Source organism: Ruegeria hyattellae (assembly GCF_041537925.1).
Taxonomy (GTDB): Bacteria; Pseudomonadota; Alphaproteobacteria; order Rhodobacterales; family Rhodobacteraceae; genus Ruegeria_C.
The window spans coordinates 125,835-148,591 of sequence record NZ_JBGOSH010000001.1; the positions used below are offsets into that span (position 1 = coordinate 125,835).

27 protein-coding genes are annotated in these 22,757 nt (G+C 59.7%); 11 read left to right on the plus strand and 16 right to left on the minus strand.

The annotated features are described in order from the left end of the window. Nucleotides 1–5: 5 nt before the first annotated feature. On the plus strand, nt 6–449 hold the full coding sequence (locus AB1E33_RS00595) for a PaaI family thioesterase (RefSeq protein WP_372575317.1): 444 nt from the start codon (nt 6–8) through the stop codon (nt 447–449). Nucleotides 450–506: 57 nt separating this feature from the next. Here the strand turns inward: AB1E33_RS00595 and AB1E33_RS00600 are convergent, their stop codons facing one another. Next, complete coding sequence (locus AB1E33_RS00600) at nt 507–734, minus strand: DUF1127 domain-containing protein (RefSeq protein ID WP_372575318.1); 228 nt, start codon at nt 732–734, stop codon at nt 507–509. A gap of 97 nt (nt 735–831) precedes the next feature. On the opposite strand from AB1E33_RS00600, the gene AB1E33_RS00605 reads away from it, so the two are divergent. After that, nucleotides 832–2,244, plus strand: a complete 1,413-nt coding sequence (locus tag AB1E33_RS00605; protein ID WP_372575319.1) for an aminotransferase-like domain-containing protein — start codon at nt 832–834, stop codon at nt 2,242–2,244. Nucleotides 2,245–2,248: 4 nt separating this feature from the next. On the opposite strand, the gene AB1E33_RS00610 is transcribed toward AB1E33_RS00605, so the two are convergent. Beyond that, nucleotides 2,249–2,614, minus strand: coding sequence for a nuclear transport factor 2 family protein (locus AB1E33_RS00610; RefSeq protein ID WP_372575320.1), 366 nt, complete (start codon nt 2,612–2,614; stop codon nt 2,249–2,251). 239 nt (nt 2,615–2,853) lie between these two features. Between AB1E33_RS00610 and rplM the strand changes: the two genes are divergently transcribed. From rplM to AB1E33_RS00630, 4 genes are all read left to right on the plus strand, one after another. Continuing rightward, nucleotides 2,854–3,312: a 50S ribosomal protein L13 gene (gene rplM, locus AB1E33_RS00615; protein WP_372575321.1), complete on the plus strand. Its 459-nt coding sequence runs from the start codon at nt 2,854–2,856 to the stop codon at nt 3,310–3,312. 6 nt (nt 3,313–3,318) lie between these two features. Beyond that, a complete protein-coding gene (gene rpsI / locus AB1E33_RS00620) occupies nt 3,319–3,804 on the plus strand; it encodes a 30S ribosomal protein S9 (RefSeq protein WP_372575322.1) in 486 nt (161 codons plus the stop codon). A 188-nt stretch (nt 3,805–3,992) separates the two neighbouring features. Continuing rightward, entirely contained in the window at nt 3,993–4,361 is a 369-nt protein-coding gene (locus AB1E33_RS00625) for a group I truncated hemoglobin (RefSeq protein ID WP_372575323.1), read from the plus strand. After that, nucleotides 4,358–5,422: an adenylate/guanylate cyclase domain-containing protein gene (locus tag AB1E33_RS00630; RefSeq protein ID WP_372575324.1), complete on the plus strand. Its 1,065-nt coding sequence runs from the start codon at nt 4,358–4,360 to the stop codon at nt 5,420–5,422. Before AB1E33_RS00625 ends, AB1E33_RS00630 begins: the two co-directional genes overlap by 4 nt. A gap of 24 nt (nt 5,423–5,446) precedes the next feature. Here AB1E33_RS00630 and AB1E33_RS00635 read toward each other — a convergent pair whose 3' ends face one another. From AB1E33_RS00635 to metA, 5 genes are read right to left on the minus strand one after another with little or no spacing between them, the layout of a single operon-like run. Continuing rightward, nucleotides 5,447–6,298 (minus strand): hypothetical protein, encoded by an 852-nt coding sequence (locus AB1E33_RS00635; RefSeq protein WP_372575325.1) that lies wholly within the window; start codon nt 6,296–6,298, stop codon nt 5,447–5,449. A 21-nt stretch (nt 6,299–6,319) separates the two neighbouring features. Next, a complete protein-coding gene (locus tag AB1E33_RS00640; protein WP_372575326.1) occupies nt 6,320–6,934 on the minus strand; it encodes a TetR/AcrR family transcriptional regulator in 615 nt (204 codons plus the stop codon). Next, nucleotides 6,927–7,796, minus strand: a complete 870-nt coding sequence (gene ppk2 / locus AB1E33_RS00645) for a polyphosphate kinase 2 (RefSeq protein ID WP_372575327.1) — start codon at nt 7,794–7,796, stop codon at nt 6,927–6,929. The genes AB1E33_RS00640 and ppk2 overlap by 8 nt, the downstream gene beginning before the upstream one ends. A 49-nt stretch (nt 7,797–7,845) precedes the next feature. Further along, a complete protein-coding gene (locus AB1E33_RS00650) occupies nt 7,846–8,793 on the minus strand; it encodes an alpha/beta fold hydrolase (protein ID WP_372575328.1) in 948 nt (315 codons plus the stop codon). 6 nt (nt 8,794–8,799) lie between these two features. Then, nucleotides 8,800–9,738, minus strand: a complete 939-nt coding sequence (gene metA / locus AB1E33_RS00655) for a homoserine O-acetyltransferase MetA (RefSeq protein WP_372575329.1) — start codon at nt 9,736–9,738, stop codon at nt 8,800–8,802. 130 nt (nt 9,739–9,868) lie between these two features. Here metA and AB1E33_RS00660 point away from each other — a divergent pair, with 130 nt between their 5' ends. After that, a complete protein-coding gene (locus AB1E33_RS00660; protein ID WP_372575330.1) occupies nt 9,869–10,447 on the plus strand; it encodes a hypothetical protein in 579 nt (192 codons plus the stop codon). Nucleotides 10,448–10,459: 12 nt separating this feature from the next. Here the strand turns inward: AB1E33_RS00660 and AB1E33_RS00665 are convergent, their stop codons facing one another. From AB1E33_RS00665 to guaA, 4 genes are all read right to left on the minus strand, one after another. Next, nucleotides 10,460–11,317, minus strand: a complete 858-nt coding sequence (locus AB1E33_RS00665; protein ID WP_372575331.1) for an ATPase — start codon at nt 11,315–11,317, stop codon at nt 10,460–10,462. Nucleotides 11,318–11,556: 239 nt separating this feature from the next. Beyond that, nucleotides 11,557–12,666: an OmpP1/FadL family transporter gene (locus tag AB1E33_RS00670; protein ID WP_372575332.1), complete on the minus strand. Its 1,110-nt coding sequence runs from the start codon at nt 12,664–12,666 to the stop codon at nt 11,557–11,559. A gap of 137 nt (nt 12,667–12,803) precedes the next feature. After that, nucleotides 12,804–13,628: a DMT family transporter gene (locus AB1E33_RS00675; protein ID WP_372575945.1), complete on the minus strand. Its 825-nt coding sequence runs from the start codon at nt 13,626–13,628 to the stop codon at nt 12,804–12,806. Nucleotides 13,629–13,681: 53 nt separating this feature from the next. Continuing rightward, nucleotides 13,682–15,256 carry a glutamine-hydrolyzing GMP synthase gene (gene guaA, locus AB1E33_RS00680; RefSeq protein ID WP_372575333.1) on the minus strand — a complete coding sequence of 525 codons (1,575 nt, stop codon included), beginning with the start codon at nt 15,254–15,256 and terminating at the stop codon, nt 13,682–13,684. 81 nt (nt 15,257–15,337) lie between these two features. Between guaA and AB1E33_RS00685 the strand changes: the two genes are divergently transcribed. Further along, complete coding sequence (locus AB1E33_RS00685) at nt 15,338–15,775, plus strand: GNAT family N-acetyltransferase (RefSeq protein ID WP_372575334.1); 438 nt, start codon at nt 15,338–15,340, stop codon at nt 15,773–15,775. A 9-nt stretch (nt 15,776–15,784) separates the two neighbouring features. Here AB1E33_RS00685 and AB1E33_RS00690 read toward each other — a convergent pair whose 3' ends face one another. Further along, the gene (locus AB1E33_RS00690) at nt 15,785–16,486 is read right to left on the minus strand and encodes a DUF2270 domain-containing protein (RefSeq protein ID WP_372575335.1); all 702 of its coding nucleotides are present in this window, start codon (nt 16,484–16,486) and stop codon (nt 15,785–15,787) included. 150 nt (nt 16,487–16,636) lie between these two features. Between AB1E33_RS00690 and AB1E33_RS00695 the strand changes: the two genes are divergently transcribed. Then, nucleotides 16,637–18,181: a trimethylamine methyltransferase family protein gene (locus AB1E33_RS00695; protein ID WP_372575336.1), complete on the plus strand. Its 1,545-nt coding sequence runs from the start codon at nt 16,637–16,639 to the stop codon at nt 18,179–18,181. Nucleotides 18,182–18,194: 13 nt separating this feature from the next. Here AB1E33_RS00695 and AB1E33_RS00700 read toward each other — a convergent pair whose 3' ends face one another. Continuing rightward, the gene (locus AB1E33_RS00700; RefSeq protein ID WP_372575337.1) at nt 18,195–18,488 is read right to left on the minus strand and encodes a DUF6477 family protein; all 294 of its coding nucleotides are present in this window, start codon (nt 18,486–18,488) and stop codon (nt 18,195–18,197) included. 238 nt (nt 18,489–18,726) lie between these two features. Here AB1E33_RS00700 and AB1E33_RS00705 point away from each other — a divergent pair, with 238 nt between their 5' ends. Continuing rightward, nucleotides 18,727–19,848, plus strand: coding sequence for a DUF6456 domain-containing protein (locus tag AB1E33_RS00705; RefSeq protein WP_372575946.1), 1,122 nt, complete (start codon nt 18,727–18,729; stop codon nt 19,846–19,848). Nucleotides 19,849–19,918: 70 nt separating this feature from the next. Here the strand turns inward: AB1E33_RS00705 and AB1E33_RS00710 are convergent, their stop codons facing one another. Further along, the gene (locus AB1E33_RS00710; RefSeq protein ID WP_372575338.1) at nt 19,919–20,467 is read right to left on the minus strand and encodes a peroxiredoxin; all 549 of its coding nucleotides are present in this window, start codon (nt 20,465–20,467) and stop codon (nt 19,919–19,921) included. Nucleotides 20,468–20,717: 250 nt separating this feature from the next. Between AB1E33_RS00710 and lipA the strand changes: the two genes are divergently transcribed. After that, entirely contained in the window at nt 20,718–21,674 is a 957-nt protein-coding gene (lipA, locus tag AB1E33_RS00715) for a lipoyl synthase (protein WP_372575339.1), read from the plus strand. Here lipA and AB1E33_RS00720 read toward each other — a convergent pair whose 3' ends face one another. Together AB1E33_RS00720 and hpt are read right to left on the minus strand one after the other, a co-directional pair. After that, a complete protein-coding gene (locus AB1E33_RS00720; RefSeq protein ID WP_372575340.1) occupies nt 21,675–21,881 on the minus strand; it encodes an alpha/beta hydrolase family protein in 207 nt (68 codons plus the stop codon). A gap of 266 nt (nt 21,882–22,147) precedes the next feature. Then, nucleotides 22,148–22,687, minus strand: coding sequence for a hypoxanthine phosphoribosyltransferase (gene hpt, locus AB1E33_RS00725; protein WP_372575341.1), 540 nt, complete (start codon nt 22,685–22,687; stop codon nt 22,148–22,150). Nucleotides 22,688–22,757: the final 70 nt, after the last annotated feature.

Sequence of the window (22,757 nt, forward strand, 5' to 3'; positions counted from 1 at the left end):
GAAGCATGTCACTGAAGATGAACAAGGAAGAACTCGCGGACTACCTGGCCGAGGTCTTTCCGCAGGTGCGCGAGGATTTTGCGATTGATGCCCTCTCCGAAGATTGCGTGACAATGCGACTGCTCACGGCAAACCGGCATTTGCGACCTGGTGGAACGGTGTCCGGCCCGTCGATGTTCGCGCTGGCCGATGTCAGCGTCTATGCGATCGTGTTGGCACGGCTGGGGCGGCAGGCGTTGGCAGTGACCACCAATTGCTCGATGGATTTCATGCGCAAGCCGCGCAGCGACGTGCCGATGATCGCGCAGTGCCGGTTGCTCAAGCTGGGGCGCAACCTGGCGGTGGGCGATGTTTTGATCCTGTCCGAGGGCAGCGATGCGCCGGTGGCACGCGCCACGATGACCTATTCGATCCCGCCCGTTGGCTCCGCCGCCGCCCGCGCGGGATAAAAAAGGCCGGGCTAGGCCCGGCCAGTCGGTAAGTCCCGGATCGGGACGGGGAGTTGGTTAGATATCCCAGAAGGGACGGGCCGTTTCCCTATGCGCCTGCCACCGGGTCAGACCAACATCGGACAGAAGCCGGTCATCAAGATAGCTGAGATTGACGCGGGTGCGGCGTCGTTGTTCCCACCGTGTCACGGTCGCCGCAAAACGGACCGCCAGGGCGGCCATCAGCGGCAGCCGGGGGCTGGCGGTGAGAAGCGTCAGGGCTGGGTTCTGCGAAGCGTGTGTCATGATGGGTTCCTTTCAATTGTATTGACACAATGCGGTAGTTAGAGGATATGATGTATGGGTACATTCTGTATTGTGTCAAATCAAAGGAAAGATTGTAATGGGTACAATTTGGCCCGAAACCCTCCCGCGCGAAAAGGGCCCCAAGTATAAACTGGTGGCCGACACAATCAGAAAATCAATTGAAGACAAGGTGTTGAAGCCCGGCGCCAAGCTGCCTCCGGTGCGTGAACTGGCGTATCAATTGAGCATTACACCCGGCACCGTCGCGCGGGCCTATACGATTCTGACCGATGAGGGATTGTTACAAGCCGAAGTGGGACGAGGTACATTTGTGGCGTCGCCACGGACGGATCAGGTGGATGTCGCGCCCATAGAAGTGGATGTGATCGCCCATAACAGTGATGGCACGGACGCCCATACCGTCAACCTGTTTTCGCCGCATCTGCCAAGTGTCGGGCAATCCGCGCTGATCCGGCAATTGCTGGGCGAGATCGCGCAGGACCCGCCCTCGGGCCTGATGCATTATCCCAGCCGTGCCGGCTCGCTGCCGGCACGACGAGCTGCGGTGCAATGGCTGTCACGCGCGCCGATTGGGCATGTCAAGGAACGCGACGTTGTTCTGACCAATGGCGGTCAGAATGCCATTTCCCTCATCATGCAGGCGGTTCTGCGAGGCAGGCGCCCGGCGATCCTGGTAGAAGAACTGTCCTACCCCGGTTTTCGGCGGGCCGCCGATCTGTTGCGCGCCGAGGTGGTTCCGGTTGCTATGGACGAACACGGCGTCATCCCCGAAGCTCTGGAGGCCGCCGCGCGTGCCCATGATGCGCAAATCTTTTGCACCTCACCCGAAGTTCACAACCCCACCTGCCTTTTCACACCCCTTGAACGACGCGAGGCATTGGTCCGGGTTGCCCGGCAGCGCGATTTCTTTATTCTCGAGGATGATTGTTACCGCCACATGCCTGCCGATGCTCCGGGCTTTCGCGTGCTGGCGCCAGAGCGGTCCTGGTTCGTGACGTCGATCTCCAAGTCCATCACGCCCGCGCTGCGCATCGGGGTCGCGGTGGCGCCGGACGGGCAAGTTGCCGATCTGCGCCGGGCTGTCGAACACGGCTTTTTCGGGCTGGCCACACCGCTGGTCGACCTGACCGCAAAACTGCTCGCCCATCCGCAACTGGAAAGCATGCTGGAAGAGCTGCAGCGTGTGACTGCGGACTACATCAAGGCAGGTGTGAATATTCTGGGGGCCTATCAGTTGAACTGGCGGTCGCCGGTGCCGTTTCTGTGGCTGACCCTGCCCGAGGGCTGGCGCGCGGCGTCCTTCTGCCGTGCAGCTGAGGCAGAGGGTATCCAGATCCGCTCGGCCGAGGAGTTTGCCTGCCGCACCACGCGAACCCCGCACGCCGTGCGGCTGGCGGTGAATGCCGGGGTCAGCCTCGAGGCGTTCGAGACCGCCATGACCCGCCTGCGGCATCTGCTGGACAACCCGCCCGAGCGGATAGGCGTCTGACTTTTCACCCCAGCGCCTCCGGCTCACCAAAGAAACCCACCAATTCGGCGATCTGCCCCTGCGCGTTCAGACGGGCGAAATCACGACCTGCAATCATGACCGTACCGTCACCCGCCACCATATGCCATGTAAAATGGATCATGCCGTGATGCTGCTGCGGCGCGCTGGTCAGGTCCACACGACCGCCGAACTCCGCCAGAACCTTGCCGATATGGTCGCTCAGCACGTCGCGCCCGGTCACATCTGCGCTCGGATCGACATAGCGGCCGGTCTCGGCGAAACAGGCCGCGAGATGTGCAAGCCGCGTGTCGGGATCGCTTTCCCGCCACGCCGCGCCGTACCTGGCGAGGGTCTCATTCAGTGATGTCATCTGGGCCTCCGACATCGGTTCCTCTGGTGTGCTGGCCTGTAGTCTACAGGCGAGACAGGAAAATAGGGTGACAATCGTGGGGTAAAATAATACCTATTTTATAACCTTCTGTTAACATTGTAAAAAATAAGGCTTGGGTGTATTGACCCGCATATCCGGTGAGTCTAAACCCCATCCATCGAATTCGGGCCGCTCCGCAAGGGGGCGGTCTTTCACTTCAAACAGGACCTAGACCTGCCATGAAAACCTATTCTGCAACACCTGCAGACATCGACAAGAAGTGGATCCTGATCGACGCCGAAGGCGTTGTTCTGGGCCGTCTTGCCTCGATCGTCGCCATGCGCCTGCGTGGCAAGCACAAAGCGTCGTTCACCCCGCATATGGACATGGGCGACAATGTCATCGTGATAAACGCTGACAAAATCCAGATGACCGGCAAGAAGCGTGAAGAAAACTTCTACTGGCACACCGGCCACCCGGGCGGCATCAAGTCGCGCACCAAGCAGCAGATCCTCGAGGGTGCACACCCCGAGCGCGTTGTGACCCAGGCGGTCAAGCGCATGCTGCCGGGCAACCGTCTGGCTCGCACGCAGATGACCAATCTGCGCGTCTATGCTGGTACCGAGCATCCCCACGAGGCGCAAAGCCCCGAAGTTCTGGATGTCAAATCCATGAACAAGAAAAACACCCGGAGCTAATGACCGATGGCTGATCAGATCAATACTCTCGAAGAGCTGAGCGCCGTCGCAGGCGTTGAAACCGTGGCCGAAGAAATCGTTGCGCGCGAGCCCGTGCGCGATGAGCTGGGCCGCTCCTATGCCACCGGCAAGCGGAAGGATGCGGTTGCCCGTGTCTGGATCAAGCCCGGTTCCGGCAAGGTGACCGTGAACGGCAAGGATCAGGACGTGTATTTCGCTCGCCCCGTTCTGCAGCTGATCCTGCGCCAGCCGTTCCAGGTGGCCGGTGTCGAAGGCGAGTTCGACGTTGTCGCAACCGTCAAGGGTGGTGGCCTGACCGGTCAGGCCGGTGCGGTTAAGCACGGTGTCTCGAAAGCGCTGCAGCTTTACGATCCGTCGCTGCGTGGCGCTCTGAAAGCTGCTGGCTTCCTGACCCGCGACAGCCGCGTCGTTGAGCGTAAGAAATACGGCAAAGCCAAAGCGCGTAAGAGCTTCCAGTTCTCCAAGCGTTAAGCCTGAGCAATCCGACCATTTCGAAAGGCCGTGCAGAGATGCGCGGCCTTTTTTGTTGTTAAGATGGGGAGCCCGGCGGCTGCAACCGGAAGGTGAAAATCCGGCAAATGTGCAAATTGTTTAACATTTTGCGCGAAGTGACCTATCGTTGAGTTTCAATTCCGGGCGGTTGGGTCAGGGCATCATCGATGGCGCAGTCAATCTACGAAAAGCATGGTGGCTTCAAAACCGTGAGCCGGGTCGTGCTGCAATTCTATGAAATGGTGCTCGATTCCGATGAGATCGGCCATCATTTTGACGATGTCGACATGCCACGCCTGATCGATCATCAGACCAAGTTCATTTCATCGCTTCTTGGTGGACCCGCCTCATTTAGCGACGACCGGCTTGAGGTGGTGCACCGGCCGCTGGGCATCACCCATGACCATTTCGATGAGGTGGCGCGGCTCTTGGGGCAGGCTCTGCTGGACCATGGTATGTCACCAGATGATGTCGATACCGCAATTGCCGCGGTCGAAGCCAAACGGTCGATCATAGTGACGCGCGAGGCAGGATGAGCATTTCTGCCATTAACGAGCACCTCTTGCGGGCCATAGGCGTGGGCGTTGCGCTGGCGCGGGCCTCGGATCTGCAGCTGGTCTTTCACAACGAACCTTTTGCGGAATGGTTCGGCGTCCCGGACACCAACGCCACATTGACGGCGGTTCTGGGCGAACTTGACCCAGAGGCATTGGAACAGGTGTGCGAAACCGGCCAGCGCTATTCTGCCGAGCTTGAGATCAAACCGCGTCGCCGAACGCTGATCTTTGCGGTCAATATCTCGCTGTCCAGCGGCACCGAGGAACCGCTGCTGATCATCGAATGTCAGAACATCACCCGCATCCGCGAGCTGGAGACCATGATCGACAGCTACTCGACCATGGTCGAGCGCAACACCCGCGAGCTGGAGCGCGAGAAAGAGCGGGTCGAACGCCTGTTGCTCAACCTCATGCCGCGCTCGGTTTATGAAGAATTCAAGACCTTCGGCGTGGTCACCCCGCAGCTCTACAAGAACGTCTCGGTGGTGATGCTTGATTTTGTCGATTTCACCGAATTCGCCGCCAAGACCGATCCGACGATCACATTAGGTGAATTGAACGATATCTTCACCGCTTTCGACCGGATCGTCGAGCAATATGGCTGCGAGCGGATCAAGACCATCGGTGACGCCTATCTGGCGGTCTCGGGCATGCCGGACGAAACCCCCGATCACGCCACGGCAGTGGCCCATTGCGCGATCCGTTTCCTGCGCTATCTGGAGCGGCGCAACGAAAGTCACCAGCATAAATGGCGCGCCCGGATCGGTCTGGGGTCGGGGGCGGCCGTCGGCTCGGTCGTTGGGATCCAGAAATACGTCTATGACGTTTTTGGCCCGGCGGTGAACATGGCCGCGCGGCTGCAGATATTTGCCCACCCGATGAAGATCGTGGCGCCGGAGACAATGAAATACGATCTGATCGACGAGTTTCAGGTCTCCGATATCGGGATGTATGACATCAAGGGCATGGGTGAGATGGACCTGATCAATGTCAGCGCCGATCTGCGCGCGCAACAGGCCCGCTCGCGCTTTCAGCCCTGAGTTCAGGCTTGACGACCGGAACACTCACCCCTCCAAGACCTCGCCCATTGGAATGCAGGTGTCGTTAACAATCTGAAACTGCTGCAAATTATATAGTCCGACCCAGCCGATTGCGCCCGCCAACCCTTTTACGATTCGAATGTTGACCTTGTCTGCTTGCTTGAGCAGCTCACGCAATTGGTCGGATGTATCGGTGAACAGCGCCTCGCAGGCAAGCTCAAGGTCAACAAGATCATAGGGAGTTTTCGTTTCACCGCGCCGTCCGAAGTTGACGGTAATTTCGCGCTCTTCGGGCTGCTCGTAGTTAACCGGGGCCCAACCTGCCAATTGTCCCGGATAGGCCCAGTGAAAGATCATCTGGCCATCGGTTGTCCGGCATGTGCCGCTCTCAACCGGCACCGGGTGCTTATCGGTCAGTTCCCCGTTCTCTGCGCCGATGAACCGAAATCCAACGCGGTAGATGTCATCGCGCGATACCCCGTCGGGCGGGGCGGGAAGCCGCCTAAGCACTGCGCCGCAAAGTGCGCGCAGCATCGAGCCATCAATGTTGTACGTTTCTCTCTCGCCGCCCCTTGGAGGCAGAATGACCATTTTCATATCCAAAGCACTTTCACCCAGAAACTGCGTCCAGCTGGGATCGTAGCTTTGCAACTTGATGTCGCTGGCGACGTATTGCGGTCCCTTTGGACCCAGAGCACTTGATGGGCCGCGAACGACCAGAAAATGAATCGCGAGACAGATCAGAATACCCAGGGTTCCTCCAAACAGGAGTTGCCAGAATGGTTGGGTTTGTCTTGGTAGTGGTTGAGAGGCGACATGGGTCGATCGCGCTCCATACTCCGCGTGTCCGCCGTCCCACGGATTGTTGGAAGTCATACCGTTGCTTGTCCCTAGAGTTCAATCATCAGGCGAAATCAGCCCCAGACCGCGCAGGTAAATCCCCACACCCGATTCCAGCAGGTCTTCGGGCGGGAAGGGCGAGGCGGTGCCGGTGTTGCGGGCATAAAGCTCGACCACGCCGTGGCTCATCGCCCAGATATGGGCGCTGACCATCGAGGCGGGGGGGCGTTTTTCCGGCGGGATATGTTCCGACAGGTCTTGGGCGGCCTTTTCCAGTACTGCCTTGGCGCGCGCGGCAGCGTCGGCCAGCGCGGGCGTACGGTTGACCGAGATGCCGCTTTCGAACATTGCAATGTAGTGACCGGGATGCTTGCGGGCAAAGGCGAGATAGGCGCGGCCCGTCGCCTCGAAGGCCGCCAGCGCCGAAGGCTGGCCCTTGTCATAGGCGAACTGCATCAGGTCGGCGAACATCTCGAAGCCTTGCCGCGCGGCCTCGGCGATCAGGTCCTCGCGTCCCTCGAAATGGCGATAGACCGCCGCAGGGGTCACGCCTGCGGTCTTGGCGGCCTCGGACAGCGTGAAACCGGTCGGGCCGCGCGCCTCGATCAACACCAGCGCCCCTTCGATCAGAGCCTGTTTCAGGTTGCCGTGATGATAGCCGCGTTTAGCCATCCCAGATCTCGGGTCCCCCGCAGATCTTGTTATCGACCGAGCCAAGCGCGTCCGCGTCCTTGTCGTCGTAACCCAGCCCGTGCAGCACTGTCTGGATCGCCGCGATCCGAGCTCGGCGCTTGTCGTCCGAGCGCACGATGGTCCAGGGTGAAAAGCCGGAATGGCTGCGGGTCAGGGTTTCGCTGATGGAACTGGAATATTCCTCCCATTTGCCAAGGCCCTGCACGTCGATGGGGCTGAGTTTCCATTGCTTAAGCCGGTCGGTTTCGCGGTCCCGGAACCGGCGCAGCTGTTCGCCACGTCCCACGTTGAGCCAGAATTTGAACAGCTTGATCCCGTCATTCACGAGGCCCTCTTCCAGTGGCAGGACCTGGCGGAAGAACCGCTCGCGTTCGTCATCGCTGCAGAAGCCGAACACATGCTCGACCACGCCGCGATTGTACCAGCTGCGGTCAAAGAACACGATTTCACCGGCCGAGGGCAGATGTTCAACATAGCGCTGGAAATACCATTGGCTGCTTTCGGTATCCGAGGGTTTGGTCAGCGCCACCACCCGCGCACCGCGCGGGTTGAGGTTTTCGCGCAACCGCTTGATGGTACCGCCCTTGCCGGCGGCATCGCGCCCTTCGAAGATTACCGCGACACGCTGCCCGCTCTCCTTGACCCAGGACTGTAATTTCACCAGCTCGATCTGCAGCGCCTCCATCTGCTTGTCATAGGCTTTGCGGCCCATGCGTTCGTCGTAAGGGTAACTGTCGGTGATGATGTCGTCCTTGGCGGCTTTTTCCAGCGCTTTGCGCAGATGGCCCGGCGCGTCGTCAGCGATGAACTTGGCGATTTCGCCCTTGTTTTTGCGAGACATTCCGGGCCTCCTGATTTGCTCGTACACGCACTATGGAATGTTAAGGGGCTTAACGCAAACCCGCCCGTTCCGCCGCGCGATCAATCGCGTCAACCACTTCGGGGACCGAGACATGTTGTGGCATGTGTCCCACGCCCTGAAGGCTTGTAAGCGTGGCATCGGGAATCTGCTCGGCCAGCGTCTGCGAGTGGATTTCCAGCCCCACAACCGTGTCATCGGTGCCATGCACGATCTCGGTGGGCACCGAGATTTCGTGATAATGCGGGGCCAGTTCCTCGATCTCGCCCAGCAGGTTGTAGCGTTGCAGCGCGTTGGCGCGCAGCGAGTCGCGCCGCAGGCTGAGGCTGGGGCCGAAATGATCGGCGTAATCCTCGGGCATCGGGTTCGGAGCGAAGACATCGACAAAGGTATCCTCGACCACGGATTGCGGCACATAGGCCGTGATCAGAGGGTTCACCACTGCTGCGCCGATGGGATTGGCTGTAAGCTTGTAGAAAAGTTCCAGCTCGGTATCCCAGGGATTGGACGCCCCTGCAATCGGCACCAGAGCGGCCAGATTGTCGGGATGTTCCACCGCCCAGGCCAACGCCACCGCACCGCCATAGCTTTGGCCCACCACGATGGGTTTGTCCGCGCCAAGCTGCTGCGCGGCTTTCATCAGTTGTGTTGCCTGTTCGGTGATCGTCGCGCCGTTGGGGTTGAGCGGATCGGAATAGCCCAGACCGGGGCGGTCAAAGACGATGACCCGGTAGCTTTCCGCCAGCGCCGGGGCAAGGCGGTAGGTCATGTCGTTGGTGTTGCCGTTCGAACCGTGAATCAGCACCACATCGGGGCCGTCTCCCATCACCTCGGCATGGACCTGATGGCCGTCCACCTGCAGCAACTCACCGCGGGGCGGATGGCTGGCCTCGGCCTGTGCCTCACTGCGATTGGCGAGCCACAGGGTCAGCGCCCAGAAGGCGCCAAGAACAAGCAGGATAATCACCAGCACGCGCATCTCCGGTCAGGCCCTCAGATCGGTGGAGGTAATGCCAATACGGCTGATGTCAAAGGGCGTGGTCTCGTAGATTTCGCTGATCCAGTTGCCATAGAGCAGATGCGCGTGGCTGCGCCAGCGGTTCTGCGGAACCTGCAAGGGGTCGTTATCGGGATAGTAGTTCATCGGCACATTGATCGGCGTGCCATTGGCGACATCGCGATCATATTCCTGTTTCAGCGTGTCGCTGTCATATTCGAAATGGTTGAAGATATAGAGCGCGCGGTGCCCCCGGTCGCGCACCAGACAGGGGCCAACCTCATCACTGCCCAGCAGAGTGCGCAGACCGTCTGCCGCGTCGATTTCTTCCTGTTTCATTTCGGTCCAGCGGCTGACCGGGATGAAACACTCATCTGAAAACCCGCGCAGGAAGGACGAGGCGGGTGCCAGATTGCGATGCCGGAAACAGCCGAATGCCTTGGCATCCAGCATGTGTTTCCTGACGCCGTGGAAATGGTTGATCATCGCCATGCCGCCCCAGCAGACGCCGAAGGTGGAGTGCACATTGGTCTGGGTCCAGTTCATCACCTCGACCAACTCGTCCCAATAGGTGACGTCGGTGAATTCCAGATGCTCGATCGGCGCGCCAGTGATGATCAGACCGTCGAATTTTTCGTCCTTCACCTCCTGAAAGGGGCGATAAAATTCGGCCATATGCTCGGCAGCAGTGGTCTTGGTGCGATGTTCCGACATGCGGATCAGGTTCAGCTCGATCTGCAGAGGGGTCGCCGCGATCAGGCGCGCGAACTGGTTCTCGGTCTGGATCTTCTTGGGCATAAGGTTGAGCAGACCGATGCGCAGCGGGCGAATATCCTGACGCGCTGCCTGATCCTCGGACATGACCATGACTCCCTCGCGGCTGAGGACGTCGAAGGCGGGCAGGTCTGCAGGGATCTTGATGGGCATGATGCGTGCTCTTTTGCGGGTGTGTCTGGGCTAGATAGTCCGGGTGGGCGGTGGTGCCAAGCCTCGTTATGCTTGACAGCGTGGCGCTGTGGCCCCTCAATCAGGTGCAGACCGGCAGGAGGGGACCGGAATGAAAAGACTGGGTTTTTTGGCGCTGATGCTGTGTGCGCCACCTGTCCTTGCGCAACAAAGTGATCCGATGGCGCTGCAGCGCTGTATTTGGAGTTGCCTGGCGAACTCTCCGGGGGCCCACAGCGCCGTCTATCACCAATGCGTGAGCAGGCTCTGCACAGAGCCGCAATATCAGCCGCAGGTGGTGACACCGGCGCCGATGGCGCCGGGCTGGTCGGCGGGGATGGCGGCGGATGGCCAGACATGGTCGGCCGGTTTGGCCGTCCCGGATGGTGGCGGGCAGGGGTTTTATTTCCAGTGTATCCCGGGGCGCGACAGCTATTTGATGCTGTACGGTCTGAAGGCACGCGAAGGGGTGTTTCAGCTCAGCATCGATGGCCGCGTCTATCCGCTGGCCTTTCACGGCAGGCGCGGGGAGTTGACCAGCGATCTGCCCGCGTCGGCCCCGTTTCTAAATCTGCTGGGACAGGGCCATGCGCTGAGCATAGTGGACCCTGACGGGGCGTACAGGGCCAGCTACAGCTTGCTGAACGCGCACGGCGCAATCTGGCAGGTCCGGGCAGCCTGCGGCGGTTGAGGGCGACTTGCCCTAGTGTTGCAGCGATGAGGCGATCAGCGCCTCGAAATCCATCGCGTCGCGCACCGTGGCCACCTGATTGGTGGTCAGCGTGAGGCCCCAGTTCCGCGCCATCGCTTCGTATCGCGGCTGCCGATGCGCCAGCGCCTTGGCATAGGTCCAGCGCACGAAGGCATTCGGGTCCACCGCATCGGGCGCACAGCCCTGTTCGGACAGGTAGCCCTCCCACATCTCAGTTAGGAACTCGGCCTGATACGACATCGGCTTGGGGTCCTTGTCGAAGCGGCGGATCAACTCGTCGGTATGGGCCTCATCGCCCTTGAGCCAGATCATCAACGTGTCCTTGGCAAGCTCCGACAACACGTGATCCTTCGGATCATCGGGATCGACCCATTCGCAGATCGACCCGCCGGTGTCGCAGATAAAGTTGGGATACCCATACAGCCGCTCGGCCCGGTCGATGAAATAGGGCGTATCCAGCAGCGCGTGGATCTCGGCCTGGCGAAACTGCTCTTGTCGGCGGCGGTACTCGGTGATGGCCAGACCGCCCAGGTCGGGATTGCCGGGCTTGCCCAGATAGGCCGAAACCGGGGTCAGGTTCTGGAACGAGATGTTCGAGCCGATATAGATCGAATCCGACAGCAGAAGATCGCGCAGAAACGGCACTTTCATCGCCTGAGCCTTGGCATTATCGGTGATGTATTCGCCCATGTAGCGCGTGCCGATGCGGTAATCGATCGAGTAGTGGAACCAGTTGCCACCCGAGCGCAGGATGTTGCTGAGATGGGTCTTGCCCAACCCGGACATGCCGAAAAACAGCACCTTCTTACGCGGCGCGTCGCGCCAATCCTGAGCCGAAGAATAAAGCATGTTCAGCAGTCCCGATCTTTTTTCCCTAGCGCCCGTGTCATGATCCCTGATTCAGGCCACATGCTCTACTCTTTTGTTTTGGCGCGCAATTTGTTCCAAATACCGTTTCACACTGTTTTGGATTGCGCTCTTGCTAGAGCGATGCGCGGTCTGGGTCAATCTTGCGTAGGCAAACGTCTGGCCACAAAAAAACCCGCCGGTGGCTCCGGCGGGGTCGGCTACTTCACGCTAGGTTTATTTCAGGAGTTTCCCAGCGCGTAAGTCACTTGGAAACCAACGCTCCATGCGTGGTTGCCGGAAAAATTGCCCCGAAGACCCGGACCAGCACCATCAGTCGTTGCATCACCGATGTCCGTGTATCGCACGCCGCCCGAAATTTTTGCATTTTCAAGAGAGTATGTCCCACCCAGACCGATGCTCCAGTACCCGTCAGTGGGACCCAGATTTGATACCGGTTCGTCTTCTGAGGTTTCATAGCCGATCGTGATAGCTCCTGAGAATTCATCCGAGAACCTGCGGCCCACACCTAAAGTGTATGAGATCGTCGAATTGGAATATCCAACCAATTCACCGGGTGCATAATTTGGAGGGGAGTAGGAAAGCTGTGGCCAATCCACCCACCTTATTGTCCCAAAAACAAGTGTGTCTTGAGCGACACCCGTCTGGAAGTCCAGGTTCACCGACTGCGGAGTAGAAATCTCGGACTCTGACTTTGCGTTCAAACCAAGAGAGTTGGTTTCAGTCTGCGAGAACGTGTGATCAATCTTTGAGTTGTAGGTCAGCGCGACCCGCGCCGCAATTTCAGGCTTTTCCCACGCTGCACCAATCACATAACCAAAATCCACAGGGTTGTCGGTGGAAACTCGGTATCCAGCAACAATGGGCACAGTCACATCAGAATCAACGCGTTGCGCGCGTATACCACCATAGGCGCTGAATCCGCCCTCGAACTTGTAGCGCGCCAGTGCGGTGAGCGCCTGAGTGTTTGCTTCTGCCTTCAAGACACTTTGTGCCGCGCCGGGTACAGGGTTCTGCGACAGGAAATAGCTCGATGAATACTCGACGTGAGCACCGTAAGGTTCGTCGTATATCAGTGCGATATCCCACTTGTCGTTAATGGCTTTCTTGTAAGCTAAATGAGGAGCGAAGAAGCTTTTGCCAACATTGCCTGAATCGGTTCCTGCGAGCGAGCCGCTGACGCTGGGCGACGTGTATGACAGCGCAAACTGCACAGCGTCACCTTCCTCGAACAGAATGTTGATGCCCTGACCGCTTCGATCAAGCCCTCCCGCCGAGAGCAATGTGGGTGAAAGCGTCGCCGCAGCGAGCGCAATGAGTGGTTTTTTCATGACCTGTGCTGTCCCTGTTTTTTGCGGGTTTTTTGCGAGTTCTATTGTTAACGCAGTGTTGGCTAACAGAACGTAATTTTCACGGTCAACTCTGACCTAACGGCAAAGTTTTCAGATATGTGACGTATCTGCGTCAGTTACGTTAGGGAATTTTTAACGTTTACATAGTTCGCGACAAGGATCAGGCCTCCGCCGATAAATACCCAGATATCAACGGGTTCGTGATAGAATAGCGCACCGACGATAGCGATAACGGGCAGCCGCGCGAAGTCGAATGGAACGACGATTGTTGCAGGGGCAATATTGAGCGCTTTGGTCAGGCAAAAATGCGCCGTCAGACCGCAGATTCCGATCAGAATCAGCCATGGCGCAGTCGCTGTTGTGGGCAGGGCAATCTCCGCGTCATAGCCTGAGGCCAACAGGCCTAGAAGCAGCTGCATACTGGTGAGCCAGAACAGGATGCTGCCGATACCTTCACGCCGGGTCAGCCGCTTGGTTGCAATCATCGTGAGCGCGAAGAAAACCGCGCAGCTTGCTGCGGTGACCACACCGGCGTTCAGCGACGCCGCCCCGGGCCGCGCGACAATGAGGATGCCGAGAAACCCTAGCCCGACGGCAACGGCCTTTGCACCGGTGATCCGTTCTCCCAGCAACAACGGCGCCAGAAGGATCACCCAGAGCGGCGTGGTGAATTCAAATGCAAAAAGCTGCGCCAGCGGGATCAGCGGCAGCGAATAGAACCACAGGTTCTGCCCGGTGAAATGCACCAGGTTTCGCGCTAGGTTCAGTCCCAGGTGCTTGCGGCTGACCCGGTGCCAGGTGCGGGTCCAGGTGAGCACTGCGCAGACGATGATCACGCCAACTAGGCTGCGATACATCATCATCTCGAACGTGTCATGAGTGCTGGCCGCCGCGCGCCCAGCGACCGCCATCAGTGTGAATGATGTGATCGCCCCTGTCATCCAGAACGCCGCGCGCAGGACTTGCGAAGCCTCTTCGGACCGGGTTTGTGCGGTTACTCCCACTCGATCGTGCCGGGCGGTTTCGAGGTGATGTCATAGGTACATCGATTGATGCCCTTGACTTCATTTATGATCCGGGTGGCTGTCTCGCCCAGGAAGTCGTGGGTGAACGGGTAGTAGTCAGCGGTCATGCCGTCGACACTTGTGACTGCGCGCAGGGCGCAGGCATAATCATAGGTGCGCCCATCGCCCATCACGCCTACGGTGCGCACCGGCAATATCGCCACAAAAGCCTGCCAGATCTCGTCATAGAGACCATGCTTGCGGATCTGGTCGATATAGATCGCATCCGCTTCGCGCAGGATCTCGAGCTTCTCGCGGGTGATCTCGCCGGGGCAGCGGATGGCCAGACCGGGGCCGGGGAAGGGGTGGCGACCGATAAAGCTCTGCGGCAAGCCCAGTTCACGGCCCAGCGCGCGGACCTCGTCCTTGAACAGCTCGCGCAGCGGCTCGACCAGTTTCAGGCCCATCTTCTCGGGCAGGCCACCGACATTGTGGTGGCTCTTGATGGTGACCGAAGGGCCGCCGGAAAAGCTGACCGATTCAATGACATCGGGGTAGAGCGTGCCCTGCGCCAGAAACTCGGCGCCATCGATCGTGTCGGCGTGTTTCTGGAACACGTCGATGAACAGCTTGCCGATGATCTTGCGCTTGGTCTCGGGGTCGGATTGCCCATCCAGCTCACCCAGAAACAGCTCGGTTTCGTCGGCATGGATCAACTGGATGTTGTAATTGTCGCGAAACATCGTGACGACTTCCTGCGCTTCGTTCTTGCGCAAGAGTCCGTGGTCGACAAACACACAGGTCAGCTGGTCTCCGATCGCTTCATGGATCAGGATCGCCGCGACCGAGCTGTCTACACCTCCGGAGAGACCGCAGATCACACGTTTGTCGCCCACCTGCGCACGAATCTGTTCGATCATCTGCTCGCGATAGGCGCCCATGGTCCAATCACCGCTGAATCCGGCAAGGCGCACGAAATTTTCGTATAGTTTGGCGCCGCGCGGGGTGTGATGCACCTCGGGGTGGAACTGCACGGCATAGAAATTGCGGGCCGCGTCGGCGGTGATCGCATAGGGCGCGTTGGGCGATGTGCCATAGACCGCAAAGCCGGGTGCCAACTTGCTGACATGGTCGCCATGGCTCATCCAGACCTGTTCATCACCGTCGGCGAACCAGCCATCGAGTAGCGGCAGCGTGCCCTCGGAAGTTACAAAGGCGCGGCCGAACTCCGCCGTGCCACCACCACCCGATATCTTGCCGCCGTCGACCTTGCCGCCCAGTTGCTGCATCATCACCTGCTGGCCGTAACAGATGCCAAGGATCGGCACGCCGTAGTCAAAGATCTCTTGCGGGGCGCGGGGCGATCCCTCGCGTGTGACGCTGTCGGGGCCGCCTGAAAAGATCACAGCTTTCGGGGCCATTTGGCGCACGAAATCCATCGTCACCTTTTGATAGGGGTGGATCTCGCAATAGACGTTCAGCTCGCGCAGGCGGCGGGCGATCAGCTGCGTGACCTGGCTGCCGAAGTCGATGATAAGAAGGCGGTCATGGGATGTCTGGCTCATGGGCCAGCTACTAGGTTGCGGTGCTGGCAAGCGCAAGAGATTTCGGGCAGATTGAGGCCCGTGCAACAGGAGGGTGCCGCCATGTCCGGCATTAGATTACGATCCGCCAAGCCTGCTGATCTGCCCGAGCTGGAGCGAGTCATCACGTCTGCCTATGCCGCCGAACGTGCCCGCTTGAGCGGTATCCCGGATGTAACAGATGGGTTGGACGCGCATATCCGCGATGACATCGTGCATATTGCGGATCGGGCGGGTCGGATTCTGGGGGTTATCGTCTTGATCCGCAAAGATGCGGCCCTGCTGGTCGCCAATCTCGCAGTCGCTGCCGAGGCGCAGGGCGCGGGCATCGGCGGCCGCCTGATGCAGATGGCCCAACAGGCCGCTGGCGAGATGGGATATGACCGGCTGACCCTGCGAACGCATCGGGGCATGACCGCGACGATTGACTTCTATGCGGCGCGTGGCTGGATTGAAACCGGCCGTGCCGGCGATACAATCACCATGCGCAAACAGCTCTAGCAGAGACCGTCAACCCATCGAGGTCGTGTTGCCGGTCTCTCGATGACCGGCGCTATGAGCGTCCGAGCGATAGCTCCATATCGCCAGAGACGACCAAAGCAGCAAATAAACGATCCCTGCACCGATCAGAACTTCGCCCGAAATCGGCCCGACATTGGCGCGATCAATCGCTTGAGCCAGGCTTTCCGCCGGCTCTGGATGCACGGCGATCTTGCCTGCGAAGGCCATGCTTTGGATCAGCAGAATCCAAAGATAGTTGCGTCGAATGCGCCGCCCTATCGCCGTCAGCATGCTGACATGATATCGAGGATACATGTAATCTTCGGCCAGAACCTTTTGCCAGTTCTCTTCCATGTGCAAATCGCCGTCATAAAGAAGCGGCGCATAGAAATGCGTCTCAAGCCACCGGCATCTGGCGCGCCAGACGTTGAAATAGCGATAACGTCGGGCCTCGAGCATCAGAAACAAGATTATGAGAACCCCAACCAGAACCAGTGGCAATGGTGACGCCTCGGGTGCGGCAAACGAAATCGACAGGGCGACGCCTAACGTGACTACGGCCCAGTTCGTAGTCGTGTCGAGGCGCGTGCGCCAGATTGTGCTGCGATAGACTTCGCCGCGGTAGAGGTGGGCTACTGCGCCGATCTCGGCGGCGTTCAGGTTCTTTCGCTCGGTCTTTGGCGGGGAAATCTGATCGGTCTCCGATGGCATGACGTCATAATGTCAGGTGTTCGAAACAGGTCAAACAATATCGGGCAGGTCCACATGTCGCTTTTCCCCCTAGAGCGCCGCAATCTTTCGGCGTGCGAACCGCACCAGCAGTTAGAAACGAAAGGAAAACGTAGTTTAGGGGAAATACCCATGGCAGAAGCAGCAGCGCGCCGCAGGGGCCGGGGCGGCGGCGGGGCCGCGCGCCGGGCCGAACGTTCGGTGGTGAAAATCGAGACGGCAAAATACATCGAGCGGAACATCCCGAATTTCGAGGTGCTCACCGAAGAGGCGCTCGATATCATCGAGGCCAACGCCGAAACCGTGCTGGAAGAGATCGGCGTCAATTTCGTCGACAACCCCAAAGCGCTCGAGCGCTGGCGCGAGGCCGGGGCCGATGTCGATGGCGAGCGGGTGCGTCTGCCGCGCGGACTGGCGAAAAAACTCTGCGCCACTGCCCCGCGCGAATTCACTCAGCATGCACGCAACCCCGAGAAATCGGTGGTGATCGGCGGTCGCAACCTGGTGCTGGCCCCGGTTTACGGCCCACCCTTCGTGCGTGATGCCCAAGGCGGGCGCCGCTATGCGACGATGGAGGACTTCAGCAAATTCGTGAAGCTGGGCTACATGTCGAAGTGGCTGCACCATTCCGGCGGCACGGTTTGCGAGCCCACCGATGTGCCGGTGAACAAGCGCCATCTGGACATGCTGCACGCCCATATGACACTCAGCGACAAGCCTTTCATGGGGTCGGTCACCGATCCCAGCCGAGCGCGCGATTCGGTCGAGATGTGCGAGATTCTGTTCGGCAAGGAGTTCGTGCAGAACAACACCGTGATGACCTCGCTCATCAACATCAACTCGCCGATGACATTCGACGATGTGATGATGGGCGCGCTTGAGGTCTATGCCACCAGCAATCAGGGCTGCATCATCTCGCCCTTCATCGTGGGCGGTGCGATGGCGCCGGTTTCGGTGGCGGGCACGCTGACACAGGTGCTGGCCGAGGTCATGGCGGGCATCGCCTATAGCCAGCTGATCCGTCCCGGCGCGCCGGTGATCTTCGGGGCGTTCGTATCCTCGATCGACATGAATTCAGGGGCGCCGACCTTCGGCACGCCCGAGGCGTCCATGGTCACTTATGGCGCGGGGCAGCTGGCCCGGCGTCTGGGTCTGCCGTTCCGCTCGGCAGGCTCGTTCTGCGGATCGAAACTGCCCGATGCGCAGGCGGCCTATGAGACGGCGAACTCGCTGAATATGGGGCTGCTGGCCGGGGTGAACTTCATGTTGCATTCCTGCGGCTGGCTGGAAGGCGGGCTGGTCGCTGATTTCGAGAAATTCGTGATGGATGCCGATCAGTTGGGCGTGTTGCACGGGCTGGCCAAGGGCGTGTCCGTCGACGAAGAGGCACAGGCCATGGATGCGATCCGCGAGGTCGGCCCCGGCGGTCACTATCTGGGCTGCGCCCATACCCAGGCCAATTTCAAATCCGCGTTCTGGAAATCGGGGCTACTGGATTACAAGCCGTTCGAGACCTGGGAGGAAGAAGGAGCGCGCGACACGCGTATGTTGGCAAGCGAGCGGGTCGAGTTCCTGCTGGCCAATTACCAGCAGCCCGGCCTCGACCCGGCCATATCCGAGGCGCTTCTGGCCTATGTCGCCGACAAGAAGGCCTCGATGCCCGACGCCTTCATGTAAGACTGCCCAGATCCTAGAGCGTGGCGTGGCTAGCCTTGAGCAGCTGCGCCTCGCCCATCATCGCGATCAGCAGATCCAAGTGACGGATGACGGAATAGCCCGCATCGTCACTTCGGCGGCGTTCGTCCAGATCTCGCTCCAACTCCATCAGACGCATCAGCGACGCGGCCGGGCGCGGCAGTGTGCCATAGCCCAAGATGCGCGGCAGGTGACGGTCGCGCCGGTATTCTTGCACGCCATGGCGGGCCGCCCGGATCAACAGGCGCGGGCGTCTGAGCGTGGAAAGCATGGTGGTCAGGTCTTGCATGGTCTGTTTCTCCAGGGTTTTGGGCGTCTTTCCCCTTTTGTTGCACAACTTTGACGAGTGTTGCCGGGTTGGCACTCGCACCGTTCTCTGGGTTCAGTCCTGTTTATCAATTTTAAACGATCGTTTCCCCAGGCGTTCGTCCTTAACAAACAGGTAACAAATGCTCCCATAGGTTGATTTTGTTTGTCAGGGGACGTTGCGGGGGAACCAAGGGGTGACAAAATAAGGGTTAGATATGATGAATGACGGGTCCGGTTTTTTTGTTCCGGTTTGGGTGCCTGAATGCGCCCGGCGCTACCTGGCGCATACCGAAGCAGGACATTCCATCCGAGAACTGGCACGCGGGGCAGGGTGCCACGCCTCCACGGTTCTGAGACAGATTCGCAAGGTTGAGATGCGTCGGGACGATCCGCTGGTGGACGCGGCACTACAGAGCCTGGCCTCGTCGCATTTCCTGCTGCGGTCCAAACCGCAACCGACCGACGCGCAATGGGGAAACGATCCAGACACTGCCGAAGAGAAACCTGTCGACAAGGCAATGTTCGATCACGAAGCGGCGCGGGTGCTGCGGCGGCTTTGCGAGACCGGAGCAGTTCTGGCTGTGGCCGAGGACATGGACAAGGCGGTCGTCGTGCGCGACAGCGGCCCGGCGGGCAACACGCGCACCGCCATAGTTGCCGCCGCGATTGCCCAGGCGCTTGCGTTGAATGACTGGATTTCCTGCGACAAGCCGGGGCGGATCTGCCGCTATCGGATCACCGCCGCCGGGCGGGCCGCCCTTGGTCAGTTGCTGGCCGAGGCCGAGAACCGCGCCCGCCGTGCGCGCGAAGACGGCTTGGCAGAGGCGCAGGCGATATTCACCGGGCCGGGCAACAGTGCAGAGGTCGAACTGTCGGGACAGGCCGGGTCGCGCCGCAAGATGCGCTATGGGATGGCTGAAAGCCCGCTTGCCGCGCTGGCACGTCGCAAGGATCGCAACGGCAAACCGTTTCTTGCCGAGGATCTGGTACGCGCCGGCGAGCGGTTGCGCGAGGATTTCGAACTGGCGCAGATCGGTCCCAATGTCAACCAAAGCTGGGAGGGGTTCTTGACCGGGAAATGCGGCGGCAACCGGCCGGGCGATCCGGTCAGCAGCGGGTCCTCGACGGCGCGAGACCGGGTGGCGCGCGCGCTCAGCGATCTGGGGCCGGGGCTGAGCGAGGTGGCGCTGCGTTGCTGCTGCTATCTCGAAGGGCTAGAGCTGGCCGAAAAACGCCTGGGCTGGTCGGCGCGGTCGGGCAAGATCGTACTGCGCATTGCCTTGCAGCGGCTCATGCGCCATTACGAGATGGCGTGCGAGGCGGATGCCATGATCGGCTGAGGCCCGCGCTTCGGTTAAAATACAAAGGTCCGCCAGATGGCGGGCCTTGTTTTTTGCTCTGTGTCAGGCGTTACGCCAGTTCCAGCTCTTTCTGCTCGACAAGATGGGCCAGAACCGTTTCGGGCGACGAGACGCCATAGGGGTCCTCGGGGCAGTTGTCCATCAGGCCGGGCTCTTCGAACCAGGCCTCGACCAGGCCATCCTTGACGATGGCCGCGTAGCGCCAAGAGCGCATGCCGAGACCCAGATTGTCCTTGTCGACCAGCATACCCATCTTGCGGGTGAACTCGCCCGAGCCATCGGGGATGACCTTGACGTTTTTCAGCCCCTGCGCCTCCGCCCATTTGTTCATGACGAAGCTGTCGTTGACCGACAGACAGTAGATGTCATCGATGCCCTGCGCCGCGAAATCGGCGTGGCCGTTTTCAAAGCCGGGCAGTTGGTAGGTCGAGCAGGTCGGGGTGAACGCGCCGGGCAGCGAGAACAGAACAACGCGCTTGCCAGCGAAGTAATCGGCGGTGGTCACATCCTGCCAGCGGAACGGGTTCGGGCCTTCGATTGCCTCATCGCGAACACGGGTGTGAAAGGTAACGTCGGGCAGTTGGGTTCCGGATTTCATCTGCGATCTCCTCATCGGGACTGTTTTCCCGGCACGATTAAAATGATTCCAAACCGGTCACAAGGTAATCTTTCTGCAAATGCGCAGTATAGATATTAGTCAATAAACCAGTATGTTATCTAAATCATTCTGTCGAATATGCTGCGCATGCGAAATAGTCACGCATAGCGGCCATGCAGCACTGGCTGTTTGTCTTTGTGCGGACTATGGTATGCACAATCAAGCTGACCCTAGGTGAGGACGCAAGACCGTGCGCGATCTGAAAATCCCCGAACAACGCCACCCCGAAAAGGCGCATCGTCCGGACAATGCCCAGCCCAAGAAGCCAAGCTGGATCAGGGTCAAGGCGCCCGGCGGCAAAGGCTATGCCGATACCCACAAGATCATGCGCGACAATAACCTGACGACTGTGTGCGAAGAGGCCGGTTGCCCCAATGTCGGCGAATGCTGGAGCCAGGGGCACGCCACCATGATGATCATGGGCGAGATCTGCACCCGTGGCTGCACTTTCTGCAACATTGCCACCGGCAAGCCCGACACGCTGGACGCGTTCGAGCCGGGCCGGGTGGCCCATGCGGTGCAGAAGCTTGGCCTGAACCACGTGGTGATCACCAGCGTCGACCGCGACGACCTGGAGGATGGCGGGGCCGATCACTTTGCCCAGACCATCCGCGCCGTGCGGCACCGCAGCCCTGCAACCACGATCGAGATTCTGACGCCGGATTTCATCAAATGCGACGACAGCGCGCTGGAAGTGGTGGCCGAGGCCAAGCCGGATGTGTTCAACCACAATCTGGAAACAGTGCCGGGTCTTTACCCCGAGGTGCGCCCCGGCGCGCGCTATTTCCACAGCTTGCGGCTGTTGCAGCGGGTCAAGGAACTGGACCCGTCGATCTTCACCAAGTCCGGCATCATGGTCGGGTTGGGCGAGGATGCGCAGGCGGTGCGGCAGGTGATGGACGACATGCGCGCGGCGGATGTGGATTTCCTGACCATCGGCCAGTATTTGCAACCCACGCCGAAACATCACCGGGTGGACCGCTTCGTGACACCTGATGAATTCGCCACCTATGAAAAGGCGGCCTTCGGCAAGGGGTTCCTGATGGTCTCGGCGACGCCGCTCACGCGGTCCTCCTACCATGCGGGCGACGATTTCGCCCGGCTGCGTGCTGCACGCGAAGCGCAACTGGGCAGCGCAGGGCGCTGATTACAGGGTCTCACGCAGCAATTGCACAACTTCGTTAAAGGCCCGTTCGGTTACAGGGAGGTAGCCCGCGATGCTGTTGCAGGGGTGTACCAGATCAGGTTGCTGGCGGATTTCGGTCTTTGTGCCGGCCTGTTTGCGCTTTTCACCGTAGGCTAGCCCTTCGTCGCGCAGCAAATCGCCCCCGTGATCATCAAGACAGCGGGGCAAGCGCCCTCGACATCACCAAAAAGCGGCGACGCCATGGAATTTAACATGTCCGCGTCACTTGATCATGTACAGAGGATAGCCGAGATCACCGTTGGTCTGTTCGTCAACTGGAGCAGGACGGAATTCACCCAATGAATTTATCTGGCGATGATGATGTCCCGCACTCTGGTCGAGCCCGCTTTGACCGCACCCGAGTAGGATCGGACGGCGTTGCAGGACGTGGGCTTTGACATTCTGATTACCAGCTTTCGACCGGCAGGGGCAGACTAGCCGGTAAATCGCACCTTGCCGATGAAGGGCAGGTTGCGATTGCGTTGCGCATAGTCGATGCCATATCCCACGACGAACTCGTCCGGGATCTCGAACCCGATCCAGTCAGAGCGGAAATCGACCTCGCGGCGGCTGGGCTTGTCCAGCAGGGCGATGGATTTCAGCCGCTTCGGCTGACGGCTTTGCAGTAGCTTGGTGACATGGTTCAGCGTGTGGCCGGTATCGACGATATCTTCGACCACCAGCACGTCGCGCCCTTCAATTGCGCCACGCAAGTCCTTGAGAATGCGCACTTCTCGGCTGCTTTCCATCGAATCTCCGTAAGAGGACGCCTCGAGAAAATCCACCTCGATCGGCAAGTCCAGTTCCCTCACCAGATCGGCGATGAAGACAAAACTGCCACGCAACAGCCCCACGACCACCAGCTTGTCCGTATTGCCGAACTCTTCGGTGATCTTGCGGCACAGCTCCTCAATCCGGGCGGCGATGGCCTTGGCCGAGATCATCTCATCTATCACATATGCGCGGTCGTTCATCGCTGCCCCCTTGATCTTTTGCGCCCAACATACGACATCACGCGCCATTGTCATGCAAGAAGACGCCCTA

Bases quoted from the DNA above. Each gene is read 5' to 3' on its own strand.
- AB1E33_RS00595 (WP_372575317.1), top strand. From the start codon at position 6: ATGTCACTGAAGATGAACAAGGAAGAACTCGCGGACTACCTGGCCGAG.
- AB1E33_RS00600 (WP_372575318.1), bottom strand. From the start codon at position 734: ATGACACACGCTTCGCAGAACCCAGCCCTGACGCTTCTCACCGCCAGC.
- AB1E33_RS00605 (WP_372575319.1), top strand. From the start codon at position 832: ATGGGTACAATTTGGCCCGAAACCCTCCCGCGCGAAAAGGGCCCCAAG.
- AB1E33_RS00610 (WP_372575320.1), bottom strand. From the start codon at position 2,614: ATGACATCACTGAATGAGACCCTCGCCAGGTACGGCGCGGCGTGGCGG.
- rplM (WP_372575321.1), top strand. From the start codon at position 2,854: ATGAAAACCTATTCTGCAACACCTGCAGACATCGACAAGAAGTGGATC.
- rpsI (WP_372575322.1), top strand. From the start codon at position 3,319: ATGGCTGATCAGATCAATACTCTCGAAGAGCTGAGCGCCGTCGCAGGC.
- AB1E33_RS00625 (WP_372575323.1), top strand. From the start codon at position 3,993: ATGGCGCAGTCAATCTACGAAAAGCATGGTGGCTTCAAAACCGTGAGC.
- AB1E33_RS00630 (WP_372575324.1), top strand. From the start codon at position 4,358: ATGAGCATTTCTGCCATTAACGAGCACCTCTTGCGGGCCATAGGCGTG.
- AB1E33_RS00635 (WP_372575325.1), bottom strand. From the start codon at position 6,298: ATGACTTCCAACAATCCGTGGGACGGCGGACACGCGGAGTATGGAGCG.
- AB1E33_RS00640 (WP_372575326.1), bottom strand. From the start codon at position 6,934: ATGGCTAAACGCGGCTATCATCACGGCAACCTGAAACAGGCTCTGATC.
- ppk2 (WP_372575327.1), bottom strand. From the start codon at position 7,796: ATGTCTCGCAAAAACAAGGGCGAAATCGCCAAGTTCATCGCTGACGAC.
- AB1E33_RS00650 (WP_372575328.1), bottom strand. From the start codon at position 8,793: ATGCGCGTGCTGGTGATTATCCTGCTTGTTCTTGGCGCCTTCTGGGCG.
- metA (WP_372575329.1), bottom strand. From the start codon at position 9,738: ATGCCCATCAAGATCCCTGCAGACCTGCCCGCCTTCGACGTCCTCAGC.
- AB1E33_RS00660 (WP_372575330.1), top strand. From the start codon at position 9,869: ATGAAAAGACTGGGTTTTTTGGCGCTGATGCTGTGTGCGCCACCTGTC.
- AB1E33_RS00665 (WP_372575331.1), bottom strand. From the start codon at position 11,317: ATGCTTTATTCTTCGGCTCAGGATTGGCGCGACGCGCCGCGTAAGAAG.
- AB1E33_RS00670 (WP_372575332.1), bottom strand. From the start codon at position 12,666: ATGAAAAAACCACTCATTGCGCTCGCTGCGGCGACGCTTTCACCCACA.
- AB1E33_RS00675 (WP_372575945.1), bottom strand. From the start codon at position 13,628: ATGACAGGGGCGATCACATCATTCACACTGATGGCGGTCGCTGGGCGC.
- guaA (WP_372575333.1), bottom strand. From the start codon at position 15,256: ATGAGCCAGACATCCCATGACCGCCTTCTTATCATCGACTTCGGCAGC.
- AB1E33_RS00685 (WP_372575334.1), top strand. From the start codon at position 15,338: ATGTCCGGCATTAGATTACGATCCGCCAAGCCTGCTGATCTGCCCGAG.
- AB1E33_RS00690 (WP_372575335.1), bottom strand. From the start codon at position 16,486: ATGCCATCGGAGACCGATCAGATTTCCCCGCCAAAGACCGAGCGAAAG.
- AB1E33_RS00695 (WP_372575336.1), top strand. From the start codon at position 16,637: ATGGCAGAAGCAGCAGCGCGCCGCAGGGGCCGGGGCGGCGGCGGGGCC.
- AB1E33_RS00700 (WP_372575337.1), bottom strand. From the start codon at position 18,488: ATGCAAGACCTGACCACCATGCTTTCCACGCTCAGACGCCCGCGCCTG.
- AB1E33_RS00705 (WP_372575946.1), top strand. From the start codon at position 18,727: ATGAATGACGGGTCCGGTTTTTTTGTTCCGGTTTGGGTGCCTGAATGC.
- AB1E33_RS00710 (WP_372575338.1), bottom strand. From the start codon at position 20,467: ATGAAATCCGGAACCCAACTGCCCGACGTTACCTTTCACACCCGTGTT.
- hpt (WP_372575341.1), bottom strand. From the start codon at position 22,687: ATGAACGACCGCGCATATGTGATAGATGAGATGATCTCGGCCAAGGCC.